Genomic DNA, 22,389 nt, shown 5'->3' with positions numbered 1-22,389 from the left:
GAACGGCCCGCGCGTGGCGGACCGTTGTGGCAAATTTCCCTTCGGCGCGAGAGCGCTTAGGCGATCGCGTTCTGGAAGAAGTACGACAGGTCCGGAGCCGTCACCAGCTCCTTGACGCTCTCGCCGGCACGGACCCGGTAGCCGCCCTTCAGGCCACCGTGGTCCTTGCCGAAATCGGAATCGGCGACGCGCTCGCCCTGCTGCGCGGTGAAGCCCCAGGTGGTCGAGCGGCTGGTGTCCGAGGGCACCTCGCGGTAGGTGAAGGCCGCGTGCTTGCCCCAGGTGCGCTGCAGGGCCATGGGCTGCCCGCGGCGTGCGGTGTTGACGAAGGCATCGCCCACCAGGATCTCCTCGAGCTCCAGCGCATTGGCCAGCTGCTCGCGCGAGACGCCGCCCGAGGTGCCACCCTTGCCGTTGACGTAGTCGATCACCTTGGGGTGCAGCGCCAACTTGGTCCAGACGGCACGACCGAGGGTCAGGACGTTAGGGCGCATCACCGGCGAATCGAGTGCCGTCATGATCGCGCTGATCGGGTCGGAACTGGTGTAGTCCGACCACTGCGAGGTGCCGCTGAGCGTCACCTTGTTGACGTGGTTGGCCGGGTTGAACACCGTGTTAGCCACGCGCACCTCGCGGTCGAGCAGCACGAGTTTCATGACAAACTCGGCCGCCGTGGCCAGCGGGTCGACCCCCTCCGGCGCGTTGGCGATGTCTTCGAGCGGCACGATCTCGTCCAGTCCGTAGTCGACCACCGACGCGGTCAGCATGTCGCCCACGCTTTCGACCTGGTTGGGCTTGGCCTTGCGGCCGACCTTGGTGTCGGGCACGGTGAACTGATCCACCATGTTCTGCACCAGGTATTTGAAATCGGACTTGCCAACGGGAACGCGCGGCATGATCGCGTCGGCGATCAGACTGCGGTTGCTGTAGGCGATGACCACGGCCTGGATGAGCGGCACATTGATCGGGTACGGTGCGGCGGGTGTCGTCATGTATGACTCCTGGAACTGCGAATGAAAGAGAGGAACGGCAGGCGCTGGCGCCGGTTAGCCCTGGATCTGGTCGACCGCGATAAACACCAGGCCGATGTCGCCCAAAACGCCCGAGACCTCGGCAAAGCCGATGATGCGGGCATTCACGCCAACCGCCGGGGCGGCCACGATGGCACGGCCGCTGGCGTCGGAGGTCAGCGGCGCGCCGCGGGTGACAGCGCCGCCATACTCGACATCGGCGATGCCGCTGCGCACGATGCTGGCGCGGTCGCCGGCGGCGTAGGCGAAGCCTTCGGTCACGCCGCACAGAGCGTCGGTGGTGCCGGTGCCCTGCTTGACGGCGCCATCCGAGGCGCCATGCGCCACGAGGCGATACTTGCCGAGCGCGGTATCGGCGACATGCGATTTGATGAGGCCAGGATTGCTCATGGTGGTTTCCTGTAATGGAGGGAGGAGTTTGCGGCGCGATCAGGCCTGCGCCAGCGCTGTTAGGCCTGTGCCAACAGCTCGTTTTGCGCCTTGGTGGCGGCCGCCGTGTAGTTCATACGCTGACCGCTTGCCATGGCTGCCTGCATCAGCTCGGTCGCGCGGGCGCTGATTTCCTGCTGGGTCGGCGCCTTCTTTTCGCCGCCGGCATCCGCGTTGTTCGGCTTGACCGGGAGCGCTGCGGGCGCCTCGGTCACCAGTGCCGTGGCCTGCGCAGCGAGCGCACCGCGGTGGGCGGCCAGGACCTGTGCAGCCGCCTGGTCCGGCGTGGTCTTGCCATCGGCCTTCAGCGTGGCGATCAGCTTTTCATGGCCGGCCATCGCATGGGACTCGATGCCCAGGATGCGCTCGCGCTCGGCGGTGGCGCCGGCGGCGCTGGCCTCGGACTGGATTTGCTGCAGCAGCTCGGGCGATTGCGCCGCCAGCTCTTCGCGGGTCATGCTCATGGAGGTTCCTTTCGGAGAGGTGGGCAGGTCTGCCCGGGGTTTAGAAGGGGGCACGGTGCGCGCCCCGGTCGTGCTGAACTCGCCGGCGGCGAGCCGTGCTACCAACTGGTCGAGCGTGGCAATGCCGTCGACCAGGCCGGCATCGATGGCCTGCTGGCCGACGAAAATGCGCCCATCGGCCATGTCAGCTAGCACCTGGTCGACGCTGGCGCCGCGGTTGTCGGCCACGGCCTGGACAAACTGGCTGTACAGGTAATCCACGTAGCCCTGCACCGACGCCTTGCCCTCTTCGGAGAGCGGGGCATAGCTGCTGGCAATGCGCTTGAACTTGCCGGAATAGATCTCGGTGGTCTTCACGCCGCGCTGGGCTTCTGCGCCGGACACATCGCGGTGGCTGGTCACGACGCCGATCGAGCCCACCTCGGTGGTGCCATCGGCGATGTACACGGCTTTTGCCGCGCTGCCGATCCAGTACGCCGCCGACGCCATGGTGCCGTCGCCTAGTGTCACCAGTGGCTTGGCCGTGCCGACCTCGCGCACCACATCGGCCAGCTGCTGGGTGCCGGCCACAGTGCCGCCTGGCGAGTCGACATGCAGCAGGATCGACTGCACGCGGCTGTTGGCTGCCGCGGCCCGCAGATCTCGCGCCACCAGGTCGCTCGAGGCGCCGCCGGAGATGTCGCTGAACAGGTTGGCGCGGCGCCCGAGGGTGCCCATGATCGGAATCACGGCCACACCGTTGACGATCTCGTAATCCTGCGGCTCACTGCCCAGCGGCCGGCCAAGGCTTGCCGCTACCGCCTGCAGGTCGACCTGCTCGCCCAACATGCGCGCGTCGTAGGCGGCGACGATCTCGATGAGCTTGCCCGGCAGGATGGCCCAGGGTGCGGTAACAACGTCGAGTAATCGATTCATCATCGTTCCTGAAATGCAAAACCCGCCTTGGCAGGCGGGTTCGCGTTATTGGTTGGCTGGCGGATCCACGTTCGGATCGGGCGGCGGCGCCGGGGGCTTGATCTCGGGCAGCAGTCCATCGCGTTTGCGCGCTTCCCTTTCACGAGTCTGTTGCGCGTGGTTATCAGCCCAATTGCTGCCGTCATACGCCATGGTTTCCTTGGTCAGCGTGGTGCGCCCGATCTCCAGATTTTTCTCGGAAGCCAGCGCTTCCTTAAGCGGATCCACCGCACCAGGTGCGTCGCCCACCCACTGGCAGCCCAACCAGGCGCGCCGGATCAGCGGATTCTCGAAGTAGCCAGGCGCCGACAATCGCCCGTTGGCGACCGCCTCATCCATCACCAGCTCGTAGACCGGCTGGCAGAAGTTGGTAGCCAGCCAGAAGCGCCGCATCTTGAAGAAGCGCCAGGCGTCCAGGATGGCAGCCCGGGCCGCCGTATAGCTGGAGGTGTAGTGCTTGATGAGCAATTCGAACGGCAGCTCCAGCGCCACACCGATCTGCCGCAGGATGGACTGCACGAACGGGTCGAACAGGGCATTGGGCCGCCCCGGGTTGATCACCTCCACGCTGTCGCCCGGTGCGCCCTGGATGATGGCGCCCTTGCCCAGCCGGTAATCAGGCGCTTGCTCGTCTGTCTCTGCCGGCAACACGCCCTGCTGGTCGTCGCTCTTGATGAAGACGGTGAACATCCCAGATACCACCGCTGCGGCCAGCTCGGCCTCGGTGTAGACGCCGAGCTGGCGCAGCGGATCAATCACCGGCGCCAGGTAGGGTTGGCCGCGGGTCTGCCCCACCCGGCGCCGCTCGAACAGGTGCAGGACATTGCGCCGGCCGGTGCTGGTGCCGAACGCCTCGCGCCGGTCCCACTGTTTGACGGAAATCCCGAGGCCGCCCGGGTGATTACGCAGAAAGTGGTACGCGACTGGTGCCCCGAAATCGTCCATTTCCACGCCGCCGGCTTGCTTATCGGTGTCGCGCACGGCCTGCGGATTGCAGCAGCGGTCTCCCTCGATCAGCTGCAGCCGCGTGCGGTAGGCCGTTTTGTGCCGCTCGAGCACCGGCGTGACGACGAAGACGTCGCCATTCTCCAGCGTGGAGCGGAACGCCAGCGCCTGCATCTCGTAGAAGGTCTGCGCCAGCGAGATGTCGCATTCCTTGCTGTCGGCAAACAGCGAGAACTCAAGCTGCGCCTGCTGCTGCCAGGCCGCCGCCTGTTCTTCGGTCAGCCCCAGCACCTTGGCATCGATGGTCGGCTGCGGCGCTAGGCCGGTACCGACCACGTTGGTCACAACCGTATTGATGGCACCGACCGCCAGCGGATTGTTGCGCGACAGGTCGCGACTGCGATTGCGCAGCTCACCCAGCGCCGGCAGCAGATCCGCGTCGGCCGAGCCACCGAAGGCAAACCAGTTGCGCAGCGAGCGCTTGGTGCGCGATGCGCCGTCATAGGCGCCCGAGTAGGCCTGCGCCGTGCGGGCCTGCGCGCGCCGATTGCCCGCGGCCGGGTTGAAGTAGTTCACGAAGCGATCGGGCAGCGTCAGCTTGCTGGCCAGCAAGGCGCCGAGCTTGGCGTTCTTCATTCCGCTACCCCGTAGCCGATCCGCATCCGGCGGCCGCCGTTGCGCGCCGCAGCCAGCTTGCCCTCCCAAAACGTGATCTGCTGCCGAATCTCCGCCGCGTCAGCGCGTGTGAGCTTGCGGCCCTCGATCTCGTAGGACTGGCTCTTTGCCACCGCCAGGCTGGCGGCATACCAGGCAGCGAGCGCTGCCTGTGCTTGCTCCACGGTAATCATGGATTAGATCTCCACGCCACGCGAGACGGTGCCGTATCGGCGCCGGCGTCGCGGTGGCAAATTGGGTGAATCGTTGGTAATGACCGGCGCCGGCGCTTGCCGATGCCGCGCTGGCGGGATGTCCTGGTCGCCTTCTTCGTCTTCCGCGTCGACCTCGCGCGGTGCAGCCGCCGGTTCCGGTGTCGGGACCGGCTCGGGCGGCGCCGGCTCGTCGAAAAGCCCGGCCTGCGACAGCCGCGCCTCCAGGGCGGCCCAGTCGCGCTCCTGCATCAAGTGGACCTTGGCAGCGCGTGATGCATGCAGGTTGTAGACCTCCAGATCCAGCACCTCATTGCGTTTGCCGACCTTCTTTTGCCAAACGCGAATGACGTGGCCGTTTTGCTGACGTACCGGCGCCTTGACCTCGGCCAGCAACTGCTCGAAGTAGTCCGCGATCACGTTTTTGTAGACGTGGAAGCGGCCGGGCCCTTTGCCCTCCATGCCAACGCGGCCGCGCTCGCCGATCAGCAGATCCTTGGCACGACCGACGCCAACCATGAACACCGAAACGCCGTACTTGGCCGCCTTGGTGTTCTTCTTGTTGGTATCGATCACGGCGCTCGGCTTGCGGAAGATCTCCGCATCCGGGCTGCGCGCGCCCTTGATGGCCATCACATGCGGCACGCCGCGGCCCTGGCGGGTGCGCACGTACTTGTAGACCGCATCGGAGGTGTTGCCGTCCGAGCTATCGATCGAGGCCGCGCTGATGCTGAGACCAAAGCCGCGCTCATGCCGATACTTGCCGAACAGCAGCTTGTCGAGCTGATTCCACACGTCATCGGTGATGAGCGCGGTCTGGCCATACAGGCGGTCATAGCGCACCAGCCAGGTCTCTTCGCCGCGGCCGTAAGCGCGCACGATCACCTCCAGGCGATCGGGCTGCACGTCGACGGACAGCATCAACATCAGGCCACCCGCCGGCACCGTGCCTGCGTCATAGGGCAGCGCGCGCTCGGCCAGCTCCTCGGCCTTGGGCTGGTCGCCCTTGAACGAATAGGCCACGCCCATCGAGCTATTGGTGAAGGCCACCAGCTTGCTCTCGTCACCCATCGCCAGGTGGTGGAGCGCCGTGAGCCAGTTCTCCATCAGCTTGGGCATCACCGAGCCAGGAAACGGGCTATACAACTCGTTGATGAAATAGCCGGCGATGCCATTGAATGGCGCAGTGGCCATCCAGCGGCCGGCCTTCACGTTGCGGCGCTTCTCCGCATCGTTCCAGATGCCGCCGCAATGCGGGCAGACGTAGTACGCCTTCTCCGGCACCTTCTTGCCGAAGATGGGATGCGAGGCGCCCTCCTCCTCGGGGCATTTGAGGTAGTCGAAGCTCAGCGCGTGTTCTTCGCCGCAATGATGGCAAGGCACCATGCCCACGCGCTTGTCGGAGAGCTCCATCTCGGCCGCGATGGTCGACGTGCCCTCGACCGTGGGTGTGCCGCCAATGACGATCTTGACGCGCGAGCGCCGAAACGTCTTGGTCCGCTCCTTGGCCAGCTTGATCGAGTCGCCCTGGCCGCGCAGGTTCAGATTGCAGTCGTCCGGCTCTTCGATAAAGATGCGCGGGATCGGGCTGGACTTGACGCTGGAGGGCGAGTTCGAGCCGACCAGCTTGAGAAAGCCGCCACGGAAGCGCTTGAACAACATGCGCTGCTGCGACTTCCGGCTGCGCAGGTCCACTGCCCTGCGCAGCCGCGGCGTGGCGCTGACCATCGGCTCGAACTTCTCGGCCATGTATTCCTTGGCCGCGCCCTCTTTCGGGAACAGGCCCAGGATCGGCGACGGATCCAGGTCAATCCACTTGCACAGGATGTTGCCCAACACGCCCGAGGTCCACGCAACCTGCGCCGATTTCTGGCAGCACACCTCGATCACGGTCGGATCATCGAGCGCCTCGAGCGGATTGCCTGGCCAGCAGAGGTATGGCGTCACCTCCGGGTCATACTTGCCGGCGCGATCGGCCTCGACGCTCGACAGGAAACGGTACTTGCGCGCCCATTCCAGGGCATTCATGCGGGGCGGCAGGGCCCAGCGCGAAACGGCCATACGCAGCGTGCGCTTAGCCGTCTTCGTCATCCTCCTCACTGTCTCCGGCATCGTCAAGATGCTCAGAGTCGGGATCTCCATCATCGTCTTCGTCCAGGTTCTGGAGCTTTGCCAGGCACTCCTCTACGTAAGGCAGCACGAGCTGCTCATCGATCTCGATGTCGTGGGCCTCGAACACAGCATCGGCCACCTTGCCAGGCAGCAGCAGCATCTCGGTCTTGGCCGCCTCAACGTGGTCGGTCCACAGGCGCTCGAAGGTGGCCGCCGGCGCCAGCATTTCCAGCTTTTCGCCGATGCGCAGCTCGACCTCGATTTTTCGTGCGCGGTCCAGCTCATCCTTCGGACTGGACAGGCCTGCGCGGTGCAGCTCGCGCTGCGTGAACCAGGCGAGCACTGCCGCGGTGTCGTATTCGTTGCCGCGGCCACGCTGGCCAGCCAAAACGACCGGCATGCCCTCGTCTTTCTGCCAGCGGATCAGCGACTGCACCGTGAAGCCGGTGATTTCGGCCAGCTCCTGCAGGTTCACCTTCTTGCCCATGACACCCCCAAAACTAACTAACCCTAGAGCCCCTTTCATCTAGGAAAAGAACGCGGTGCGAATGACCCCCGTGAGACGGGAGGCCGGAAGGACCCGCGTGCGCCCGGCTGCACCCCACCGGGCGCCCAGCCCTGCCCGCTGGCCGGCTAGCGCGCCGTGGCCAGCGCCTGTTCCCAGGCCTGCAGCATCTCGCGCGCGAAGCTCTCCGCCGCTGTGACCCGCGCGACTTCCACGAACCGGAAGCGCGGCTCGTAGCTGGCCTGGCCGGCGAAGATCAGCACCGGCCGCAACTTCCTGCCTTTGCCACGCCCACGGTCGTAGATGCCAGCCGGGAGATTGGTGCCTTTGGGCTGGCCCATGAAGTAGCGCGCCGACGTGCTGCCTCGCTGAAGCTCCGCCGCGATCTTCTTGATGGCATCCCGCGTGACGTTGCCGTACTGGTTCAACCGCGCGCCAATGCTCGGCAGGGCAATGCCCTTGCCGAACAGCTGCTCAAACTTCTTCAACTCGCGCTTGCCGCCCTCGACCTCGGTGCGCAGGTAGCGCGCCTGGCGATCCTTGATGAAGACCGAGGATTCCAGCGAGGTCTTGTTGGCCGGCGTGGTGGCCACCGCATTACGCGTGAATGGCACAGGGTTGTCGAACACCCGCATGATCTCGCTGGTCTCAGCCCCCTGCGCCAGCTTGGCCAACCGCGTGAGCGCCACGGCCGCGGCGAACGGCATCTGCCGCTGTTGCCTGCCGAATGCCTGCACCACGCCATCCACATCAACGCTGACGGTTGCCACGCTAACCCCCTGCAGCGCTGGCTGGCTCTTCTTCGTGGGCCGTAGTGCACAGGCATTGCGTCAGAACGATCACCAGCAGAAGCATCGACGCCAGCCATTGATGCTCAGTCCAAGCCAGGTAGGCCACAGAACTGAGCGACCAAATCCAGCGCGCGACCGGGTATCGCGGCCAGTTCGCCCTCTTGCTGCGAAGCGCTGCGCGCCCAGATTCAGACAGGCACATTGCGACAAGAAGGAGGGACAGCGTTAGCCCGAGTGTCGCCATAACGCTGTAGACGACGACCGCGGCCCGGCCAGCCCCAGCGCTACCCGCGATATGCAGCCAGGCGAGCGCCGCTGCAGCGATGCGCAGAATCCAATCAAGAGCCGCCTTCATGACTCATCTCCGGCGACGCTGCCGACCAGGTGCAGCCCGCAGTCATCCGGATTCTCTGCAAAGATCTGAGCGATAGGCTGCGACTTGAGGCTATCCGGCGCACTACTGCCGCGCAGCCACAGGAAGCCGCCAGGAAACTTCGGGCCGCGCTGACGCGGCGGACGTGCGGGCAACTCTACGCCACCAACGATGATGCGTACTGCCATGTCAGACCCCCAAAAAGAAGCGGGCCGGCTCCCTACGGCGCCGGCCCGTATGAACTCGCCCCACCAGGAGCGAGAGGAGACACCGAAGTTACGCCTTCACTTCCACGTGGATCGCGGTCTCGCCATCCTGATCCAGCGGGGCGGATAGTCCTTTGAAGACCATCGCTTGAATCGCCTCGACCTTTTTCTGCGCAGTCTGGTACGGCATCCACTCCGCATAGCGGCCGCCCTCGGGAACCTCATCGCCCTCTTGCACCAACGTGCAGGACAGCACCGGGAAATTGCGGCCGACCGTGTCGGTCACCAGCAGATTGACGCAACGGTCGCCCCACACAGCAATGACCGTTGCATCGAGCGGTTGGCCCTGCGTGGCCACCATGGGCACCGGGCCAGTTTGATCAGACTCGCTCGGGCGATACCAGACCTTGCGGCCAACGGTAGGTTTGATCATGGAAACTCCAAGGGAATGCCAGATCCCGTCTGGCGCGGGCAGAAGCAGCGGCGCGCAGAATGCAAAAAGCCCGACCAGGTATGAACCGGATCGGGCTTTCGTTTTGCTGCACGCACTGAAACCACAGCGTAGCCGAAATCTACCCCTACCCAGTCAGGATTTCAATAGCACACGCTCGCCCCCCCCACTAAGCGCATGATTCATAAAAGAAAAAAGCGGGTCGTTTGAAAAATGGATTTGCAGTTGTCAGGGCTTAAGCAGCAGATGCATCGGCAGCACCTTGGCGCGCGGATTCTTGAGGCAGTACTCAAGCGCGACCAGCAGCGAGTTATGCAGCCGGCGGACATGGCTCTCGCTCACGCCCAGCCGCTGCCCGATCTTCTGGCGCGTCAGTTCCTCGACGTACCAGGCCATGGCCAGCTTGCGCAGATCCAGCGGCAGCCTCCACAGCGCTTCGTGCAACTGCTCGCACTCCGGCGGCGACATCGGAATGAACGACCGCAACGGCATCGAGCGGATCTCCTCGAGCGTGAGACAGCTCTCGCCGTAGCCATTGGGCGCGCCGCCGGACTTGGCCCATTTTCCCCACGACTGTAGGCGATCGACCGCCCACTCCAGCCGCTCCCGCTCGCGCTTGTCTAACCGGCTCCCGATCGTCATCGCTTCCCCTTTCCCCCAACGATAGCGCGCATCCGCGCGAATTCGAGCTCTGCCGCAGTGGCGTCCGAAGGCATGTTCTCGGCCTCGGGAATGCCCGGAATCGGCGGCAGGTGTTCACGCACCGCCACCGACCACAGCCACTCCCAGCGCGATCGCGCCTCCGGCCAAGCCACGGCCAGCACCTGATCGACGCCGAAGCGCACGGCCGTCCAGAACACGGCCCGCGAACTCCATCGATCGCGCTTGACGGCACGCATCTGCAGCTGCTCCACCGCCTCGGCATAGGCGAGCTCGGCGCTAAATGCCGTGGCTTTCATTTGTGCCGCCCCCGACCGCGCACCTTGGCCATCGCCATCGCCAACGCCGTCGACGGGCCAGCTTGCTTCGGAAGCGTCGCCGCAAACGCCGCATCACGCGCGGCCTGCTCCGCGAGGGTCTGTCGATGCTTGATGCGAGCCAGGGCGATTTTGTCCGCATAGACCGTCTTCCACGCGTCACCCTGCTCTTGCGCATTCCGCAATAATGCGTAGAAGTAGGCCCACTGGTCCTTGACGATACTGGCCTGCATAGCGCCCCGCAGTTCGTCCAAAACGCGCTGCCCCTGCGTTTTACTCACCGCCTTGAGATCGATCGCCATGGAGGCTCTCAGCGCCTTGCTGATCGACACGGGCCAGTCCAGACCATCCCTCCACTCGAACCCCTGCCCCCCTGCAAGCCGGGCCGAAGGCCCATCCCCACCGCACTGGATGTTCTGCTGCCGTTCCTCTGAGAGCCGCTGCGCTTCTGTGGGAGCCGTTGGGGGTGCCTGCTCGCCTCCCGCGCCATCGGCGTGGGGGGCTAGATCAATGCCTGTCTCATCTGCTCCGGCTTCGGGGTTGTCGTCCGCCGCCAGCTGCTGCACTGGCAGGGGAGGCAGTTCGGGGGATTGCTCTCCCCCCGCGCCATCGGCGTGGGGGGGTGGATTGAGGTGTTCCCCACCGGCCTCGGATCCGCGGGAAGGGTTGGGTAGGGTATAGGTTTTACCCGACCCCTGATGTGTGTCGGCTTTCGGCTCGTTATTACCCTGTGCATAACCCCTGGAACGCTTACCCGGCTTAGCTTTGCGGTCACCCTTGGGGCCTATTGCGCCCCTGTCGGCTTTATTTTGGACATGCGTATCCGTGTAGGCGAGCAGCAAACGGAACTTGAGCCGCAGCTTGCCGCTGATCGCGCGGACGAGGCCGAACTGCTCCAGCTGCTGGGCACGCCGGCGCAACTGCTGCTCGGACGGCTTGATGCCCTTGAACCCGGGCCGGCCAGGGACTTCGGTGTCTTCGCGCAGCGATTGCCACGAGATGCCCTTCTCAGGGCCACCCACGATGCCTGTTTTGAAGTTCATATCGCGCCGCAGCGACAGGTAGAGATCGCGCGCCAGGTGGTCGACGTAACGCAGCGCGCGCCACTCCTGGTCAGTGGTGAGGAAACCCGCGCTCATGCCGCGGCTCCACGACGTACCCGGACGACTTCGTCGCTCATAGCTTTTAGCTCGCTGCAATAGCCCTCCTCCCAGGCGCAGCCATGGTCGCTCTCGGGCGCGTAGGGATTCACGGCGTGCACACCGTGCTTGCGCGCAGCGGCTTTGCCACGCGCGACGATTGAGGTGATAGGTTGAATTGGATAGTCCATAGGTCTACGACCGCACTGAGGCGGTCTCGCATAGAAAGTCAAAGGTCAACATGAAGGCGAGCGAGTTGTACGGCCCGGTTTCGATGCGATCGGTAGCGATGGCCACCTCGGCGCGATAGGCAACGCGGCCGCTGTCCGGCAGCTGCAGCCATCGCTCTTTGCAGATCAAGGCCAGCGTCGACATCTGGCCGGCGCCGGCAAAGACGTAGAACACGTCACGCAGCGACCAGAAAGTCAGCAAGTGCCGCGCAAACGCATCGAGGCTGCTGGCACCCTTCAACGCGATTTCCTGGGCGCGGCGGCGTGCACAGCACAAATGGCCCGAGTGCTGACACACTAGGTCAACGGAGACGCGCGTGGACTTGCAGCACGTCATGTCGGGCTGGAAGCGGATCTCCATCTTCACGCTGGCTGCTCCCGGTCGAAATCGCACAGTCGCTTCCACACGGCCATCAGGTCCGAGTCTTTGTCACAGGTGATGATGTAATGCCGCTGCAGTTCCATCGCGCGCAGTTGCCGCCGGTAGTTGGGATCCTGAACGCTCAGGAGCGTCACTCGTCGCCCACGGCCGTGCTTCAGGACGAAAACGCCGAAAGGCTCCCCGCCACTGAATATCCGCGCCTTGATCTTTGCGATGGCATCCTCAAGCTCACGCCTGGTCAGCGGCTTCGGCCGACGAAGATGACGATAGGATCGGCGTGCGCTGCGATATGGCGTCAGCGCCGCTGCCGTCATACCTTGCGCTTCCGCTTGGTGAGCAGCTTGCCGAGCGTGCGCATGAGCCGGCGCTTAAAGCCAACCGCCTCGCGCAACTCGCGGTGAGCCTCCTGCACGGCTTCGTCGGAGGTGTCGGTGGCCAGGCGAAGCACCGCCTGCTGCCCCTTGGCGTCCTCACTCATGAGCCTGCCCAGGGCAGCGTGCACACACAGCTCCGGGTCGCCCTCACCGACTTCGGCCCGAACCACCAGGCCGAACGGCGCCAGAAGGCTATCGAGCACGTCGAGCCGGAGATCCGCCGGCAACGCGGCCAGGATCGACGGGATGAAGTTGGTCGGCAGCAAGGTGCTGTCTTTGGTCTCGTCATCGAGCCAACGGAATACACGCTCGCCGTTGACCTTCATGCGCTCGAAGGCATCCCGCGTATTGGGCTCGAAGCGAATGCCCGTTACATCGTCATAGCCGAGGCGCTCATGGACGCTGACAACTAAGTCCACCACGGTCGCCTGGCCCAAGCGATCGCGCGTGCGCCACGTATTGACCGCCCCGCGGAGGAGGCCGATAAACGTCTGAGATTGATGCCGCATGATTTGGAATCCCCCGGTAGATACACTGCCGTCTAGACTTAAAAGGCGCCGTAGCGCGAGAACTCATCGGGATGAAATCTGTGTTCCAACCCAAGTCAAAATTGCGCCGACTGACCCCGCTGGAGCGCCGCCGCATTGCCGCGTTGCTGCGCGCAACGACACGCAGAACCGGCCTCATTCAGATGGCACAAACGGACGTTAAACAGCTCCCGACTCGGACCGCGACGCGGCCGCCCTCCCCAGTCCGCGAGCAAGATCTGTGAAATCGAATCCAGACGGCGCTGGGGAACGAGAGCGCAGCTCCGGCCAAATCACCCACCAATCGGTGGGCCGGAGGCATTCCCGGGTAACGTGACCGGCCGACCAGCCCTCAATCAACGAGGCCCAGCGTGCGTCCACAGCCTTTTTCTGCGCAGCCCACTCCCCGACGGTCACTGCTGACACGCCGAGGTATTCGGCCAAGCGAGCCGCGCGCCCACGCTCGGCCCTGAGATAGATCTTTAGGTCCATAGCGCGAATATTAGCCGTGGGCTATCACTAAGGCAATAGCCCTAGGCGAATTTCATTTATGAGCCCAGGGCTATCTAATCCGAGGGTGACACGCTGTCACAGCCACAAGAAGCAACGCCATGAAGACCATCGATGAGATCCGCCACGAGAACTTGCTGCGCTTGATAGCGCGGATGGGATCAATCCAGGCTCTGGCGACGCGAGTGGGTAAGTCACACTCCCAAATCAGTCAACTGAAGACGAGGGCCGCTCACAGCTCTGGCGGCAAGAAGCGCTCTATTGGCGATGCGCTTGCCAGGGATATCGAGTCCCAATGTGAACTCCCGGTCGGCTGGTTCGACGCCGACCACAGCAGAGAGATTGCTGAATCCGTCGAACCAGCAACCGCATCTGCCCATGTTCCACGCCTTACCAAGCAAAGCGCGCCACATCCGGACTCACACATCCGCACCGCGATAGAGTTACTTGAGAGCCTGGATCGCGACGGACGAGCTGAGGCGGTAGGAGCAATCAGGGTTATTGTCGCGGCTCACCACAAAAGCTCCACGCGGTCCGCCAGCAACGGTAACTAGCATGGCGGAGTGGAAACATCGGCGACGACAGACGTTGCCCGATGGAGAATCAGCATAAGAATTAGAGAACGACCAGGGTCACCTTCACACCTGCAGTGAACCTGCAGTTGCGATCCAGCCAAGGCCAAGACCTGGCGGACGAAAGCTGGGAACGTTGAACGGGAAAGCAAGATAAGTCGGAAGGGCCTGCGTCTGCAGGCCCTTTTTCATTGATACTCGCTCCGCGCAAATATTAGCCGCAGGCTATTGCACAAATGCAAGCCCGTGGCTAATATTCACTCCACACCCACTTGTGGAGGTCTTCGTGAACCAGCTCTTCAAATCCTGGATGGCATACCTCGCCTTGGTAGCCGCCGTCTTCGCAGCCCACGCCTGCGCCGTTGAGCGCGACGAACAGGCCACGCCCCGCGTCACCACAACCCGCAGCGCGTGAGGCCGGCCATGCACCTCGAATATCACGACTACTACACAGCCCCCGCGCACTGGATCGTCATTGACGACTACGGCACGGAGCACAGTTCGCTCTGGGGAACAGGCGATTTCGGCGGATGCACGGATGCGGCGCATCGGAACCGCTGGCACTTCGAGTACAGCGGCTACCAGGACCCGGACTACTGCCGTGCGCACTACGCCTCGCCGACGCCCTATTACCTCCGGGAAGACACCGCGTTCGCGAGCCAATTCGGCTTCAGCATCGAGGTCAGACTCTGCATCGATCTTCTCCTCCGCCCTGCGTGGGATGCCGACGCTGGAGAACCCCGCGAGACGCGCGATCACGGGGCGCGGATAGAAATCCTCTCGATGCATGTCGACGCAGGCAACGGATTTATCGACCCGGTCACGGTTGATCATGCCGCTATCGAAGAGTTTTGCTGGGCATACATCGACATGTACGAGGCCAGGCAGGAAGCGGAGCGCCAGCAGCGCCAGGCGCGCCGTGCCTCGGAGGCCTCGCAATGATCCGCTTCCGCATCACCGTCGATGGCCGGCTCACCTATTCCGGCCTGTTCCGCAGCACCTGCGACGCGATCATTGACGCCCTCGATCGCGGCGCACGCACCGTGTCGGCGGTGCGAGCATGACCGCCCGCCGGATCTCGAAGGCCGAGCTAATCGCTGAATTCATCCGCGTGCGCGGTAGCGGCCGGCCCGAAGAACAGGTCGAGATTCCGGCGATCCGCAAAAAGCTGGCGCGCTCGCGCCGCGCCTTTCTCAAGACTCAAGCGCGTATCCCGCGTCCGCGCCGCCGCTTCGATCCCACGGTCATCGACCACAAACGCCGTCAGGCAAACGACCTCGACTGAGGAGCAATCATGCTGATAGGACTCACCGGCCCGGCAGGCGCCGGCAAGGACACTGCCGCCGATTACATTGTTTCCGCCCACAAATTCGTTGCGGTCGCATTCGCGCCGACGCAATGCCCCGCGTGGGATCAGACGCTTAACGGCCTGCAGGAAGCAGGCATCGACGTGGTCGTGAAGGAGATCCGCTCGAATGTTGAGGCGGCCATCATCCGTGACCACGGCGGCTTCATCGTCCGCCTAGTCCGTACGTCCGACGAACCCGGATCACTGATAAGCGCCGCCAGCGTGCGCCTGCGGGAAGCCGACCGTGAGATCCACAACGACGGTACGCCCTTTGATCTGTACGACAAGCTCGACGCCATCATCGGCGAGGAGTCTTTCGTGGGGGCCGTGTCGTGAGCCAAGCCATCTCTCTGCGCCAACCGCGCCGCGCGCACCTGACCTCGCTGCCGTTTCTACGCAGCACCCGGCCCCTGACCTTCTCCGCCAGCCTGGTCGCATTCATCAGCGACCCCACGCCCAGTGCCTACATCAAGCTAGAGCGGACCCTCGACCTGGTCGCTATCGCGATGCAGGTCCAGCGCGGCACCGCGTACCTGGTGCAAATCCAGTCGGCGCGGCGGGTGATGGTCGCCATCCTGGATCGCGTCGAGCGAATCGGCGTGCTCGCCGTGTCGACGCACGATGCGCAGACCTTGCGCGCCGCCGCTCCGCTTATCGAGGCCGCAATCGGCTGCATTCGCCTCGACGCCTTTTGCTTCGCCAACGCCATCGTCCAGCACAAGATGCAGCTGCAGGGCGCGGTGCTAGCTGACTGATCGTATTGCCCAACCCAAGATCCCGCCATGACCACCCCTCAAATTCTGCTCGCCATCCTCGCCGTTTCCTTGTTCGCCGGCTGCGCCATTTTCTTTTACCTCATCTGGGTCACACCCGAACCCGAATGCGCTGAGATCTGCCCGGCTGAGACCTATGCGGCCGTCGCACAGGCCGCAGCAGGTATCCCAAGCCTGCCGGCAGAGTCCACCCCACGCCGCCCCTGGTTTGCCTTTCGCGACCTGGAAAACCTTGCCGCGGACCTCATGCAACCCACCGGCCTACGCGGTGAATACGGCTACTGCAGCCACCCCGCCCTCCCCGCTTTCCCAGAGAACACGAACCACCACATGCTGCTTGAGGCCATCGGCCTTGCAGCAGCTTTCGTCTGCATGGAATCCGATTGCAAGAACGAAGCCCTAATGGACCAAGTGTGGGACGGTGGCAGTTGCCTCGAGTGGATCCCTACCACCCCTGCCGGCGAGGGTTGGAATCTCTTGGAAATCTACTCGACGGAGGACGGACCCTACGCACTGTTCGCGCGCCCACTAAGCCGGGCTGAGCAACAAGAGCGCATGCAAATGGGCCAGTTCAACGCGTCCACAGTTGCCGGCTATCGGAATGTCCTCACTGCCCTCGCCAAGGACCTGGACGCACTTGCAGCCTTCGCTGAAGACGCCACACACCCGCCGGCAAGCTTTGCTGATCGCGCCGCACGCCGGGCCGTGAGAGCCATTACACACCTGCACAAGGAAATCGAGCTACTCAAGTCCGAGGCCTCGCAGCGCGCCGCATAACCCATTGAGAGACCCCCACCATGACCGCAACCACCACCGCCGGCACGCATAGCCTCATCTCGCTTTCGCGGCTCTTCCTTTCCTCGGATAACGCCCGCAAGACGCCACCCAAACGCGCTGCCATTGAAGCCCTCGCCGCATCCATCGCAGCGCACGGCCTACTGCAGAACCTGGTCGTCATGCCCGAGCTGAAGAACGGCGAGGAAACAGGCCGCTACGAAGTCATCGCCGGCCAGCGCCGCTGGCTCGCCATGCAACACCTCGTGTCATCGGAAAAGATGGATGCCCATTACTCGGTGGACTGCACGGTGCGCCACGCAGACATCGCGACCGAGGCGAGCGTGGCCGAGAACACTATGCGCGAGCCCATGCACCCAGCAGATGAGTTCGAGGCGTTCAAAGCCATGATCGACCAAGGCGCAAAGATCGAGGACATAGCCGCGAACTTTGGCGTCACGCCGCTGGTGGTCCAACGCCGCCTCAAGCTCGCCAACGTGTCGCCCAAGATGATCCAGATCTATCGGGACGGCGATGCCTCGCTCGACCAGCTGATGGCCCTTGCCATCACCGACGATCACGATGCACAGGAGCGCACCTGGAACGAGAGCGACAACTGGGACCGCCAGGCAACCCGCTTGCGCGCCAAGCTGGCCAAGGGCGCCGTGGAAGTGCGCAGCAACAAGCTCGCGCGCTTTGTCGGAATGGATGCGTATGAAGCTGCCGGCGGTCATGTGGAGCGTGACCTGTTCAGCGACAACGGCGACGGCTTCATGGCTGACGCTGAACTGCTTGAGCGCCTGGCCAGCGACAAGCTGGATGCCGAGCTCGAACGCGTGCGCGCAGAGGGCTGGTCATGGGCCGAGGTCCGCGCCGACTTTTTCGAGACATGGAAGTTTGATGAGGCAATCTGCACGACCCGCAAACCAACCACCAAGGAGCGTTCGCGGATCGAATCACTCAAGGCGGATCTGGAAAAACACCAGATTGCTCTGGATAAGCTCGAAGACGCCGACGACTACGGCACCGAGCATGACACGCACCAGGAGCGCATCGAAGAGATCGAGGAGCAGCTGGCAACCATCAACCTCGCACTCAACGACTGGGCCACCGAAGCCAAGGCCACCGCCGGCGCAATCATCGCTGTTACCAGCGCCGGTGAGCTGAAGGTCCATCGCGGCCTGATCGCGCGTGGCCGTGGCTCAGTCACCGGCGCCGGGGATGCCTCTTCTGGCCGCACCATCCCCGGCGACAAGCCGAAGAAGCCCGCTCTGTCGGAGAGCCTGGCCAAGCGTCTCACAGCCCACCGCACGGCCGCCCTGCAGCTGCAGATGGTCGAGCAGCCGCACATCGCCCTCGCGGTCCTGGCGCACGCACTGGTCGGCCGCCTGTTCCGTAAGGCCCAGTCCCTCACTACGAACAAGACGGCCCTGCACTTCTCGATCGAGAACGGGATGGATCCACTCCCCAACTATGCTGACGACATCGAGACCAGTCCGGCCTGGACAAAGCTGCAGGCAATACGGAAGGAGATCCTGGCCACGCTGCCCAAGTCCGATAAGGACCAGCTGCAGCAGCTGATCGCCATGCCACAACAGGATCTGCTGCAGCTGCTGGCGCTGTGCACCGCCGCCGGCGTGAATGCAGTGACCGGCATCGAGGGCCCGAACGCGGCCGATGCGATCGCCGAGGCTGTCGAACTGGACATGGCGCAATGGTGGACCGCCACGCCTGCCAGCTTCCTCAACCACTTGCCCAAGGCTCGCGCGATCGAGGCCGTCGCAGAGGCCACCAGCAAGAAGGACGCCGAGGCGCTGGCCACGATGAAGAAGGACAAGCTGGCCCAGGCCGCCGAGCAGAAGCTGGCTGGTACCGGCTGGCTGCCCAAGATCCTCCGCGGCCCGAAGAAGGCAACCCCAAAGAAGGCCGCACCCGAAAAGAAGAAGACGGCCGCAAAGCCGGCTGCACCTGCGAAGACAGCAGCGCCGGCAGACCTAGCCAAACCGACCCTAAAGAAGCTGAGCCATCCCGCTGTGCGGTACCGCGACTCTGCAGGCAACACTTGGACCGGTCGCGGCAAGCGGCCCGGCTGGCTTGCCCAGGCGCTGGCTGACGGCAAGACGCTCGATGCATTCCTTACTCGGTGAGACACCACATGAAGAAAATTCAGAAAACAAAGCACGCCGAGCCCGGCCTCTCGATGAACAGCCTTGCCGTGCAACTGAAGGATAAGGGCCTGCGCCTAGCTGCCACATCGCGCGCCAGGATCACCGCTCCCCCAAAACCCCACATTGACGACATCGCCGTCGACCAGTTGGCCATAGCGCAGAAGGCCAAGCTCACCAAGTGTCGAGATAAGGGGCGAGGCGGATGGGACAACCCACTGGAATGCTCGGTCGAGAAACTTGCGCAGATGATGGCCGAGGCCGTCTGCAAGGGCGACCCGGTCGACGTGGCCAACTTCGCCGCAATGCTCCAGGCCCGCGGGGCTTCGCACCAAGCGATAGCTGAGCACGCCACGCGCGCCCTGTTGCGCGGCAGCCGCGAACAAAACGAATCAGACCTGCGAAACGCTGCACGATACCTGAAACTGCGCGATGTACCTGATCGAAAGCTGGGGGTCCCCGGTATCCCTTGCATTTCCATACCAACCAGCGCAAGCAGCGGAAATCATATTAATGGCGGTGAAGCAGACCACGCCATCGACTCCATCTCCGACTGGACTAAATAAATCAAATGACAACCATATTTTTGTTATTGGCGCAATATGGCGCCACTGCCGTGGTCCCTATCGACATAGTGGCGAGAGACTACTTCGCGCATCTAAGCCCGGAAAAATTGCTGCGGAAAATTGGTTTGGGCGAGATTCGCCTACCGGTTGTTCGAATTGAGGGATCGAACAAGAGTGCCAAAGGAATACACGTCCAGGACCTCGCCACCTATATTGATTGCCGCCGAGCTGCAGCGCAAAAGGAGTGCGATCAGCTTTGCGGATAAGCTTCCTCCGGCAAAGCCAGCGACCGGCCAGACGGCTGCTCGCCGGCCGGATCCGGTGCGGCGGCTATGAGAATTAGATAGCCGAACCCTTGGGCATGAAAAAAAACCTGCACTTACGCCGCCCGCACTAGCGAATTGCAATTCGCAGGAGGCAACTTCTTCAGCCTCGAATCGATATATGGCAGCACAGACTTTCTCGGGACTACCAAGTCGTCAGAAAAAACAAAAACTTCACAGCCCTTATAAACACGAGAGGCATTGTATTGCAGGTCATAGAGGAAATACCGTCGCTCCTTATAGCATTCCAAAATTTCCTGAGCACCATCGTAGGAGACAATCCACTTGTGTGGAATTGACTCTTGGATTACCTGAGCAATCCGCGCATGATCATCTTTTTGATATCGATCGAGATACAATCGACTCGATTTTTCATAATATGGTGGATCGCAGTAAACAAATGTCTTCTTACCCAAACGGCGAACGCGACTTTTAATAAATCTCTCCGCATCGAGATTGGTTAAAACGATACTGGAAGCACGCTCAGAAATCGCCTCCACTCGATTTATCAATTCGTTACGGGGAAATCTGGCATCGATTTTCCACCGCCCCTGCTGAGCAAGCCCGCCAATAACACCTCCGGACAAGACCCCCGAGCGATTACAACGATTCAGATAGAAAGCCGCAAAACCAACATCCAACTCCGCATTATCCTCCGCATTCCGGATTATCTCCTGCTGACGCCGCCACTCTTCGATCGTGAGCGACGCTGTCGAAATCCGTCGACAAAATTCCTCGCCTTGCGTCACCACACTGCGCCAGAATGCATAAATCGGAAAAGAGGAATCGTTTAAATGAACACGCTTCACGTGTCCATTTAAAAGCAACTCCATCGCAACGCCTGCACCACCCGCATAAGGCTCTACGTAATTACCACCCACTAGATCGTTTGCCTCAAGTAACTCCAGAACAAATGGAGTAAGGCGCTGCTTCCCTCCGGGGTACCTCAACGGCGTCTTATGGCGGCTCATAGGGTGCTCTCAAAAATAAGTTGCGGATTATACCACAGCCTATGAATTCATTGCTTCAAGCAACGGGAAAATATTTCCAAACAGCAGCGCAATATCGGCAGGGGAAATCATAAAACTCGGATTATGCACAAGCTGATTCATCGAAGTAACCGAAAGAAATCCGTCGGACCTACCAAGCTCCGCCATTGCCCCGTGCAGCACCTTGACCATCGCCTTGTCGCTATTATTTTGCGTCAAATGACCAGCAATATCCCGTAATAACTGCGCAAGAGCCTTATCATCGCCATTTGATTTCTTTGTCGACGGCCCGCCACTCGATTTATGGTCGTCGCAATAGGCCTTTGCTGATATCTCGAACATACTTCTCAAAAGGAAGCAAAATGCGATGGGATTTTTATCGAGTTTCAGCCTCCTTGCTTCATCACGGAGAGCGACGACCTTATTCCGATTGTGCCCAGCCGGCTTCATTTGCTTCAACAGTCGCATCACCGCCCTTGGGTCTGCAACACCGACTGCTGCCGGTGGCTTTGGCGTAGCACCGGCGGGCGACGCCTGAGGTCCTGCCGAAGCGGGTGATGGGCTTGGTTGATTGGGTTGAGCTTGGCCTCCAGGTCCAACGCCACCCGCAGCCCCGGCAGCGGCCCCACTACCCGGCGAATTATTCGGAGCGTTCGTCGGCCCACCCCCTGGAGTAGCAGGAGGAGGATTTGCACCGGCTGCTACTCCCGAACCAGGTTGATTCAAAGGCGAAGCCCCATACTTCCCAGCCAAATCACTTGCCGATCTTAATTCCTTGAATCCGATGAGCTCATAACCAATATCCCGCACAATATCTTCAAGGGCACTCCTATTCTGCACAGCAGGATATATCCGAGCGAGATCTGGACTGTTAACCGCTCCAAATCGAGAGGAATACTTTTTTATGAACTCATCCAACACCGAAAGCGGAAAATCGCCCGACCATCGCTTGGATTGATTTTTATTGAGATTCTGGCCGATTACTAAGTATTTCTCCAAAAGGTCCAGACCCGGTTCTTGCGTACCACTCGCATCACGATTATGACGAGCGCGTGCAACCGTATTCCACCCATCCCGACCGGCTTTCTCCCCTTTCCCATGTGTCAGCGTGACAATCCTATCGACCACAGCGGACTCCGCTTTTGAATAGATAGAACAGGGAACCTCTAAATTGGCGGTCTTCCAATCATTCGAAATGTTCTCCATTTTCCCCCGAAGCTCATCCGGAATCGTAAAGTCAGATAATTTCAAATATCCATGAAGTAGCTTCATCGCTCCCACCCGGCGATTTCCTTCTTTCACTACGAGGGTGGAAGATTCATCCAATACAATAACGTTTTCAGTAGGCAAATACCCGTCATCAAGGAGACTTTCGGTCAATGCCCAAAATCGATCTGGGCTAACCGAGATCATCGCCTGTACTGCAGCAACCTCATCTGCCTGGGCGATTGTTCTGTAGTTCCGCAAATCTAGTCGCAGCTTCTGTACGGGTGTAGAAACCGTCTTCGCCATGGCCCACCTACTTGAAAATTGTTATACGTAAAGGAGTCGGCAAGCATCGCACCTCAAAGACGATGGCCAACTGTTACGTCCCGCCGAATTTAAGGTTTAGG

31 protein-coding genes are annotated in these 22,389 nt (G+C 62.1%); 11 read left to right on the top strand and 20 right to left on the bottom strand.

What is annotated here, in order from left to right; genetic code table 11:
• Positions 1-56: 56 nt before the first annotated feature.
• The 17 genes from CF70_RS25600 to CF70_RS39080 form a co-directional block, all read right to left on the bottom strand.
• Entirely contained in the window at positions 57-992 is a 936-nt protein-coding gene (locus CF70_RS25600; protein WP_035871288.1) for a hypothetical protein, read from the bottom strand.
• 54 nt (positions 993-1,046) lie between these two features.
• On the bottom strand, positions 1,047-1,421 hold the full coding sequence (locus CF70_RS25595) for a capsid cement protein (protein WP_035871286.1): 375 nt from the start codon (positions 1,419-1,421) through the stop codon (positions 1,047-1,049).
• 59 nt (positions 1,422-1,480) lie between these two features.
• Positions 1,481-2,842 (bottom strand): S49 family peptidase, encoded by a 1,362-nt coding sequence (locus CF70_RS34000; RefSeq protein ID WP_081862352.1) that lies wholly within the window; start codon positions 2,840-2,842, stop codon positions 1,481-1,483.
• A 42-nt stretch (positions 2,843-2,884) separates the two neighbouring features.
• Positions 2,885-4,459, bottom strand: coding sequence for a phage portal protein (locus tag CF70_RS25585; RefSeq protein ID WP_051648970.1), 1,575 nt, complete (start codon positions 4,457-4,459; stop codon positions 2,885-2,887).
• Positions 4,456-4,671, bottom strand: a complete 216-nt coding sequence (locus CF70_RS34245; protein WP_035871276.1) for a DUF6148 family protein — start codon at positions 4,669-4,671, stop codon at positions 4,456-4,458. Before CF70_RS34245 ends, CF70_RS25585 begins: the two co-directional genes overlap by 4 nt.
• A 3-nt stretch (positions 4,672-4,674) precedes the next feature.
• Positions 4,675-6,780: a phage terminase large subunit family protein gene (locus CF70_RS25575; protein WP_063830501.1), complete on the bottom strand. Its 2,106-nt coding sequence runs from the start codon at positions 6,778-6,780 to the stop codon at positions 4,675-4,677.
• Positions 6,764-7,288: a terminase small subunit gene (locus tag CF70_RS25570; protein WP_051648968.1), complete on the bottom strand. Its 525-nt coding sequence runs from the start codon at positions 7,286-7,288 to the stop codon at positions 6,764-6,766. The genes CF70_RS25575 and CF70_RS25570 overlap by 17 nt, the downstream gene beginning before the upstream one ends.
• 146 nt (positions 7,289-7,434) lie before the next feature.
• Entirely contained in the window at positions 7,435-8,076 is a 642-nt protein-coding gene (locus CF70_RS33995; RefSeq protein WP_051648967.1) for a hypothetical protein, read from the bottom strand.
• Between the two features lie 372 nt (positions 8,077-8,448).
• Positions 8,449-8,658 (bottom strand): hypothetical protein, encoded by a 210-nt coding sequence (locus tag CF70_RS36275; RefSeq protein WP_152561917.1) that lies wholly within the window; start codon positions 8,656-8,658, stop codon positions 8,449-8,451.
• Positions 8,659-8,746: 88 nt separating this feature from the next.
• Positions 8,747-9,109 carry a hypothetical protein gene (locus CF70_RS25555; RefSeq protein WP_051648965.1) on the bottom strand — a complete coding sequence of 121 codons (363 nt, stop codon included), beginning with the start codon at positions 9,107-9,109 and terminating at the stop codon, positions 8,747-8,749.
• Positions 9,110-9,355: 246 nt separating this feature from the next.
• A complete protein-coding gene (locus CF70_RS25550) occupies positions 9,356-9,769 on the bottom strand; it encodes a sigma factor-like helix-turn-helix DNA-binding protein (RefSeq protein ID WP_035871271.1) in 414 nt (137 codons plus the stop codon).
• Positions 9,766-10,086, bottom strand: a complete 321-nt coding sequence (locus tag CF70_RS25545) for a hypothetical protein (protein WP_035871267.1) — start codon at positions 10,084-10,086, stop codon at positions 9,766-9,768. The genes CF70_RS25550 and CF70_RS25545 overlap by 4 nt, the downstream gene beginning before the upstream one ends.
• Positions 10,083-11,243: a hypothetical protein gene (locus tag CF70_RS33990; protein ID WP_051648964.1), complete on the bottom strand. Its 1,161-nt coding sequence runs from the start codon at positions 11,241-11,243 to the stop codon at positions 10,083-10,085. The genes CF70_RS25545 and CF70_RS33990 overlap by 4 nt, the downstream gene beginning before the upstream one ends.
• Positions 11,244-11,438: 195 nt before the next feature.
• Positions 11,439-11,840 (bottom strand): hypothetical protein, encoded by a 402-nt coding sequence (locus CF70_RS25535; RefSeq protein WP_152561916.1) that lies wholly within the window; start codon positions 11,838-11,840, stop codon positions 11,439-11,441.
• Positions 11,837-12,169 carry a hypothetical protein gene (locus tag CF70_RS25530; protein WP_035871257.1) on the bottom strand — a complete coding sequence of 111 codons (333 nt, stop codon included), beginning with the start codon at positions 12,167-12,169 and terminating at the stop codon, positions 11,837-11,839. Before CF70_RS25530 ends, CF70_RS25535 begins: the two co-directional genes overlap by 4 nt.
• Positions 12,166-12,738, bottom strand: a complete 573-nt coding sequence (locus CF70_RS25525; RefSeq protein ID WP_035871249.1) for a hypothetical protein — start codon at positions 12,736-12,738, stop codon at positions 12,166-12,168. Before CF70_RS25525 ends, CF70_RS25530 begins: the two co-directional genes overlap by 4 nt.
• Before the next feature lie 198 nt (positions 12,739-12,936).
• A complete protein-coding gene (locus tag CF70_RS39080; protein WP_081862350.1) occupies positions 12,937-13,248 on the bottom strand; it encodes a transcriptional regulator in 312 nt (103 codons plus the stop codon).
• Positions 13,249-13,367: 119 nt separating this feature from the next.
• On the opposite strand from CF70_RS39080, the gene CF70_RS25520 reads away from it, so the two are divergent.
• Entirely contained in the window at positions 13,368-13,820 is a 453-nt protein-coding gene (locus CF70_RS25520) for a hypothetical protein (RefSeq protein WP_051648960.1), read from the top strand.
• 84 nt (positions 13,821-13,904) lie between these two features.
• Here CF70_RS25520 and CF70_RS38630 read toward each other — a convergent pair whose 3' ends face one another.
• On the bottom strand, positions 13,905-14,030 hold the full coding sequence (locus CF70_RS38630; RefSeq protein WP_255350698.1) for a hypothetical protein: 126 nt from the start codon (positions 14,028-14,030) through the stop codon (positions 13,905-13,907).
• 94 nt (positions 14,031-14,124) lie between these two features.
• On the opposite strand from CF70_RS38630, the gene CF70_RS38625 reads away from it, so the two are divergent.
• Genes CF70_RS38625 through CF70_RS35270 form a run of 10 tightly spaced genes read left to right on the top strand, consistent with a single transcriptional unit; the run spans position 14,125 to position 19,730 of the window.
• On the top strand, positions 14,125-14,253 hold the full coding sequence (locus tag CF70_RS38625) for a hypothetical protein (protein ID WP_255350697.1): 129 nt from the start codon (positions 14,125-14,127) through the stop codon (positions 14,251-14,253).
• A gap of 8 nt (positions 14,254-14,261) precedes the next feature.
• A complete protein-coding gene (locus CF70_RS25515) occupies positions 14,262-14,780 on the top strand; it encodes a hypothetical protein (protein WP_035871242.1) in 519 nt (172 codons plus the stop codon).
• On the top strand, positions 14,777-14,902 hold the full coding sequence (locus tag CF70_RS38620; protein ID WP_255350696.1) for a hypothetical protein: 126 nt from the start codon (positions 14,777-14,779) through the stop codon (positions 14,900-14,902). The genes CF70_RS25515 and CF70_RS38620 overlap by 4 nt, the downstream gene beginning before the upstream one ends.
• Complete coding sequence (locus CF70_RS25510) at positions 14,899-15,123, top strand: hypothetical protein (RefSeq protein WP_035871238.1); 225 nt, start codon at positions 14,899-14,901, stop codon at positions 15,121-15,123. Before CF70_RS38620 ends, CF70_RS25510 begins: the two co-directional genes overlap by 4 nt.
• Positions 15,124-15,132: 9 nt before the next feature.
• A complete protein-coding gene (locus CF70_RS25505; RefSeq protein ID WP_035871235.1) occupies positions 15,133-15,522 on the top strand; it encodes a hypothetical protein in 390 nt (129 codons plus the stop codon).
• Complete coding sequence (locus CF70_RS25500; protein ID WP_035871232.1) at positions 15,519-15,941, top strand: hypothetical protein; 423 nt, start codon at positions 15,519-15,521, stop codon at positions 15,939-15,941. Before CF70_RS25505 ends, CF70_RS25500 begins: the two co-directional genes overlap by 4 nt.
• Positions 15,942-15,968: 27 nt before the next feature.
• Positions 15,969-16,736 carry a hypothetical protein gene (locus CF70_RS33985; RefSeq protein ID WP_051648958.1) on the top strand — a complete coding sequence of 256 codons (768 nt, stop codon included), beginning with the start codon at positions 15,969-15,971 and terminating at the stop codon, positions 16,734-16,736.
• Between the two features lie 20 nt (positions 16,737-16,756).
• Positions 16,757-18,880: an H-NS family nucleoid-associated regulatory protein gene (locus CF70_RS25490; protein ID WP_035871228.1), complete on the top strand. Its 2,124-nt coding sequence runs from the start codon at positions 16,757-16,759 to the stop codon at positions 18,878-18,880.
• A gap of 8 nt (positions 18,881-18,888) precedes the next feature.
• Positions 18,889-19,464 (top strand): hypothetical protein, encoded by a 576-nt coding sequence (locus CF70_RS37070; RefSeq protein WP_051648957.1) that lies wholly within the window; start codon positions 18,889-18,891, stop codon positions 19,462-19,464.
• Positions 19,465-19,469: 5 nt separating this feature from the next.
• Positions 19,470-19,730, top strand: coding sequence for a pyocin activator PrtN family protein (locus tag CF70_RS35270; RefSeq protein ID WP_081862349.1), 261 nt, complete (start codon positions 19,470-19,472; stop codon positions 19,728-19,730).
• A 113-nt stretch (positions 19,731-19,843) separates the two neighbouring features.
• On the opposite strand, the gene CF70_RS35265 is transcribed toward CF70_RS35270, so the two are convergent.
• A complete protein-coding gene (locus CF70_RS35265; protein WP_081862348.1) occupies positions 19,844-20,758 on the bottom strand; it encodes a DNA adenine methylase in 915 nt (304 codons plus the stop codon).
• 39 nt (positions 20,759-20,797) lie between these two features.
• The gene (locus CF70_RS36270) at positions 20,798-22,288 is read right to left on the bottom strand and encodes a hypothetical protein (protein ID WP_152561915.1); all 1,491 of its coding nucleotides are present in this window, start codon (positions 22,286-22,288) and stop codon (positions 20,798-20,800) included.
• Positions 22,289-22,389 lie beyond the last annotated feature (101 nt).

The sequence above is a fragment of the Cupriavidus sp. SK-3 genome (assembly GCF_000611145.1).
Classification (GTDB): Bacteria; Pseudomonadota; Gammaproteobacteria; order Burkholderiales; family Burkholderiaceae; genus Cupriavidus.
Note: the sequence above shows the minus strand (reverse complement) of the source record. Positions and strands in the feature narration are given on the sequence as shown.

Excerpts from the sequence above, each read along its gene's own strand:
- CF70_RS25550 (WP_035871271.1), bottom strand. The coding sequence starts at position 9,769 with ATGACGATCGGGAGCCGGTTAGACAAGCGCGAGCGGGAGCGGCTGGAG.
- CF70_RS38630 (WP_255350698.1), bottom strand. The coding sequence starts at position 14,030 with ATGAAAAAGGGCCTGCAGACGCAGGCCCTTCCGACTTATCTTGCTTTC.
- CF70_RS25515 (WP_035871242.1), top strand. The coding sequence starts at position 14,262 with ATGCACCTCGAATATCACGACTACTACACAGCCCCCGCGCACTGGATC.
- CF70_RS25545 (WP_035871267.1), bottom strand. The coding sequence starts at position 10,086 with ATGAAAGCCACGGCATTTAGCGCCGAGCTCGCCTATGCCGAGGCGGTG.
- CF70_RS25585 (WP_051648970.1), bottom strand. The coding sequence starts at position 4,459 with ATGAAGAACGCCAAGCTCGGCGCCTTGCTGGCCAGCAAGCTGACGCTG.
- CF70_RS25505 (WP_035871235.1), top strand. The coding sequence starts at position 15,133 with ATGCTGATAGGACTCACCGGCCCGGCAGGCGCCGGCAAGGACACTGCC.
- CF70_RS25600 (WP_035871288.1), bottom strand. The coding sequence starts at position 992 with ATGACGACACCCGCCGCACCGTACCCGATCAATGTGCCGCTCATCCAG.
- CF70_RS34000 (WP_081862352.1), bottom strand. The coding sequence starts at position 2,842 with ATGATGAATCGATTACTCGACGTTGTTACCGCACCCTGGGCCATCCTG.
- CF70_RS33985 (WP_051648958.1), top strand. The coding sequence starts at position 15,969 with ATGACCACCCCTCAAATTCTGCTCGCCATCCTCGCCGTTTCCTTGTTC.
- CF70_RS36270 (WP_152561915.1), bottom strand. The coding sequence starts at position 22,288 with ATGGCGAAGACGGTTTCTACACCCGTACAGAAGCTGCGACTAGATTTG.
- CF70_RS35270 (WP_081862349.1), top strand. The coding sequence starts at position 19,470 with ATGACAACCATATTTTTGTTATTGGCGCAATATGGCGCCACTGCCGTG.
- CF70_RS25510 (WP_035871238.1), top strand. The coding sequence starts at position 14,899 with ATGACCGCCCGCCGGATCTCGAAGGCCGAGCTAATCGCTGAATTCATC.
- CF70_RS39080 (WP_081862350.1), bottom strand. The coding sequence starts at position 13,248 with ATGGACCTAAAGATCTATCTCAGGGCCGAGCGTGGGCGCGCGGCTCGC.
- CF70_RS25570 (WP_051648968.1), bottom strand. The coding sequence starts at position 7,288 with ATGGGCAAGAAGGTGAACCTGCAGGAGCTGGCCGAAATCACCGGCTTC.
- CF70_RS25490 (WP_035871228.1), top strand. The coding sequence starts at position 16,757 with ATGACCGCAACCACCACCGCCGGCACGCATAGCCTCATCTCGCTTTCG.
- CF70_RS25575 (WP_063830501.1), bottom strand. The coding sequence starts at position 6,780 with ATGACGAAGACGGCTAAGCGCACGCTGCGTATGGCCGTTTCGCGCTGG.
- CF70_RS25555 (WP_051648965.1), bottom strand. The coding sequence starts at position 9,109 with ATGATCAAACCTACCGTTGGCCGCAAGGTCTGGTATCGCCCGAGCGAG.
- CF70_RS33990 (WP_051648964.1), bottom strand. The coding sequence starts at position 11,243 with ATGAGCGCGGGTTTCCTCACCACTGACCAGGAGTGGCGCGCGCTGCGT.
- CF70_RS25595 (WP_035871286.1), bottom strand. The coding sequence starts at position 1,421 with ATGAGCAATCCTGGCCTCATCAAATCGCATGTCGCCGATACCGCGCTC.
- CF70_RS25520 (WP_051648960.1), top strand. The coding sequence starts at position 13,368 with ATGAAGACCATCGATGAGATCCGCCACGAGAACTTGCTGCGCTTGATA.
- CF70_RS34245 (WP_035871276.1), bottom strand. The coding sequence starts at position 4,671 with ATGATTACCGTGGAGCAAGCACAGGCAGCGCTCGCTGCCTGGTATGCC.
- CF70_RS38620 (WP_255350696.1), top strand. The coding sequence starts at position 14,777 with ATGATCCGCTTCCGCATCACCGTCGATGGCCGGCTCACCTATTCCGGC.
- CF70_RS35265 (WP_081862348.1), bottom strand. The coding sequence starts at position 20,758 with ATGAGCCGCCATAAGACGCCGTTGAGGTACCCCGGAGGGAAGCAGCGC.
- CF70_RS36275 (WP_152561917.1), bottom strand. The coding sequence starts at position 8,658 with ATGGCAGTACGCATCATCGTTGGTGGCGTAGAGTTGCCCGCACGTCCG.
- CF70_RS25525 (WP_035871249.1), bottom strand. The coding sequence starts at position 12,738 with ATGCGGCATCAATCTCAGACGTTTATCGGCCTCCTCCGCGGGGCGGTC.
- CF70_RS37070 (WP_051648957.1), top strand. The coding sequence starts at position 18,889 with ATGAAGAAAATTCAGAAAACAAAGCACGCCGAGCCCGGCCTCTCGATG.
- CF70_RS25530 (WP_035871257.1), bottom strand. The coding sequence starts at position 12,169 with ATGACGGCAGCGGCGCTGACGCCATATCGCAGCGCACGCCGATCCTAT.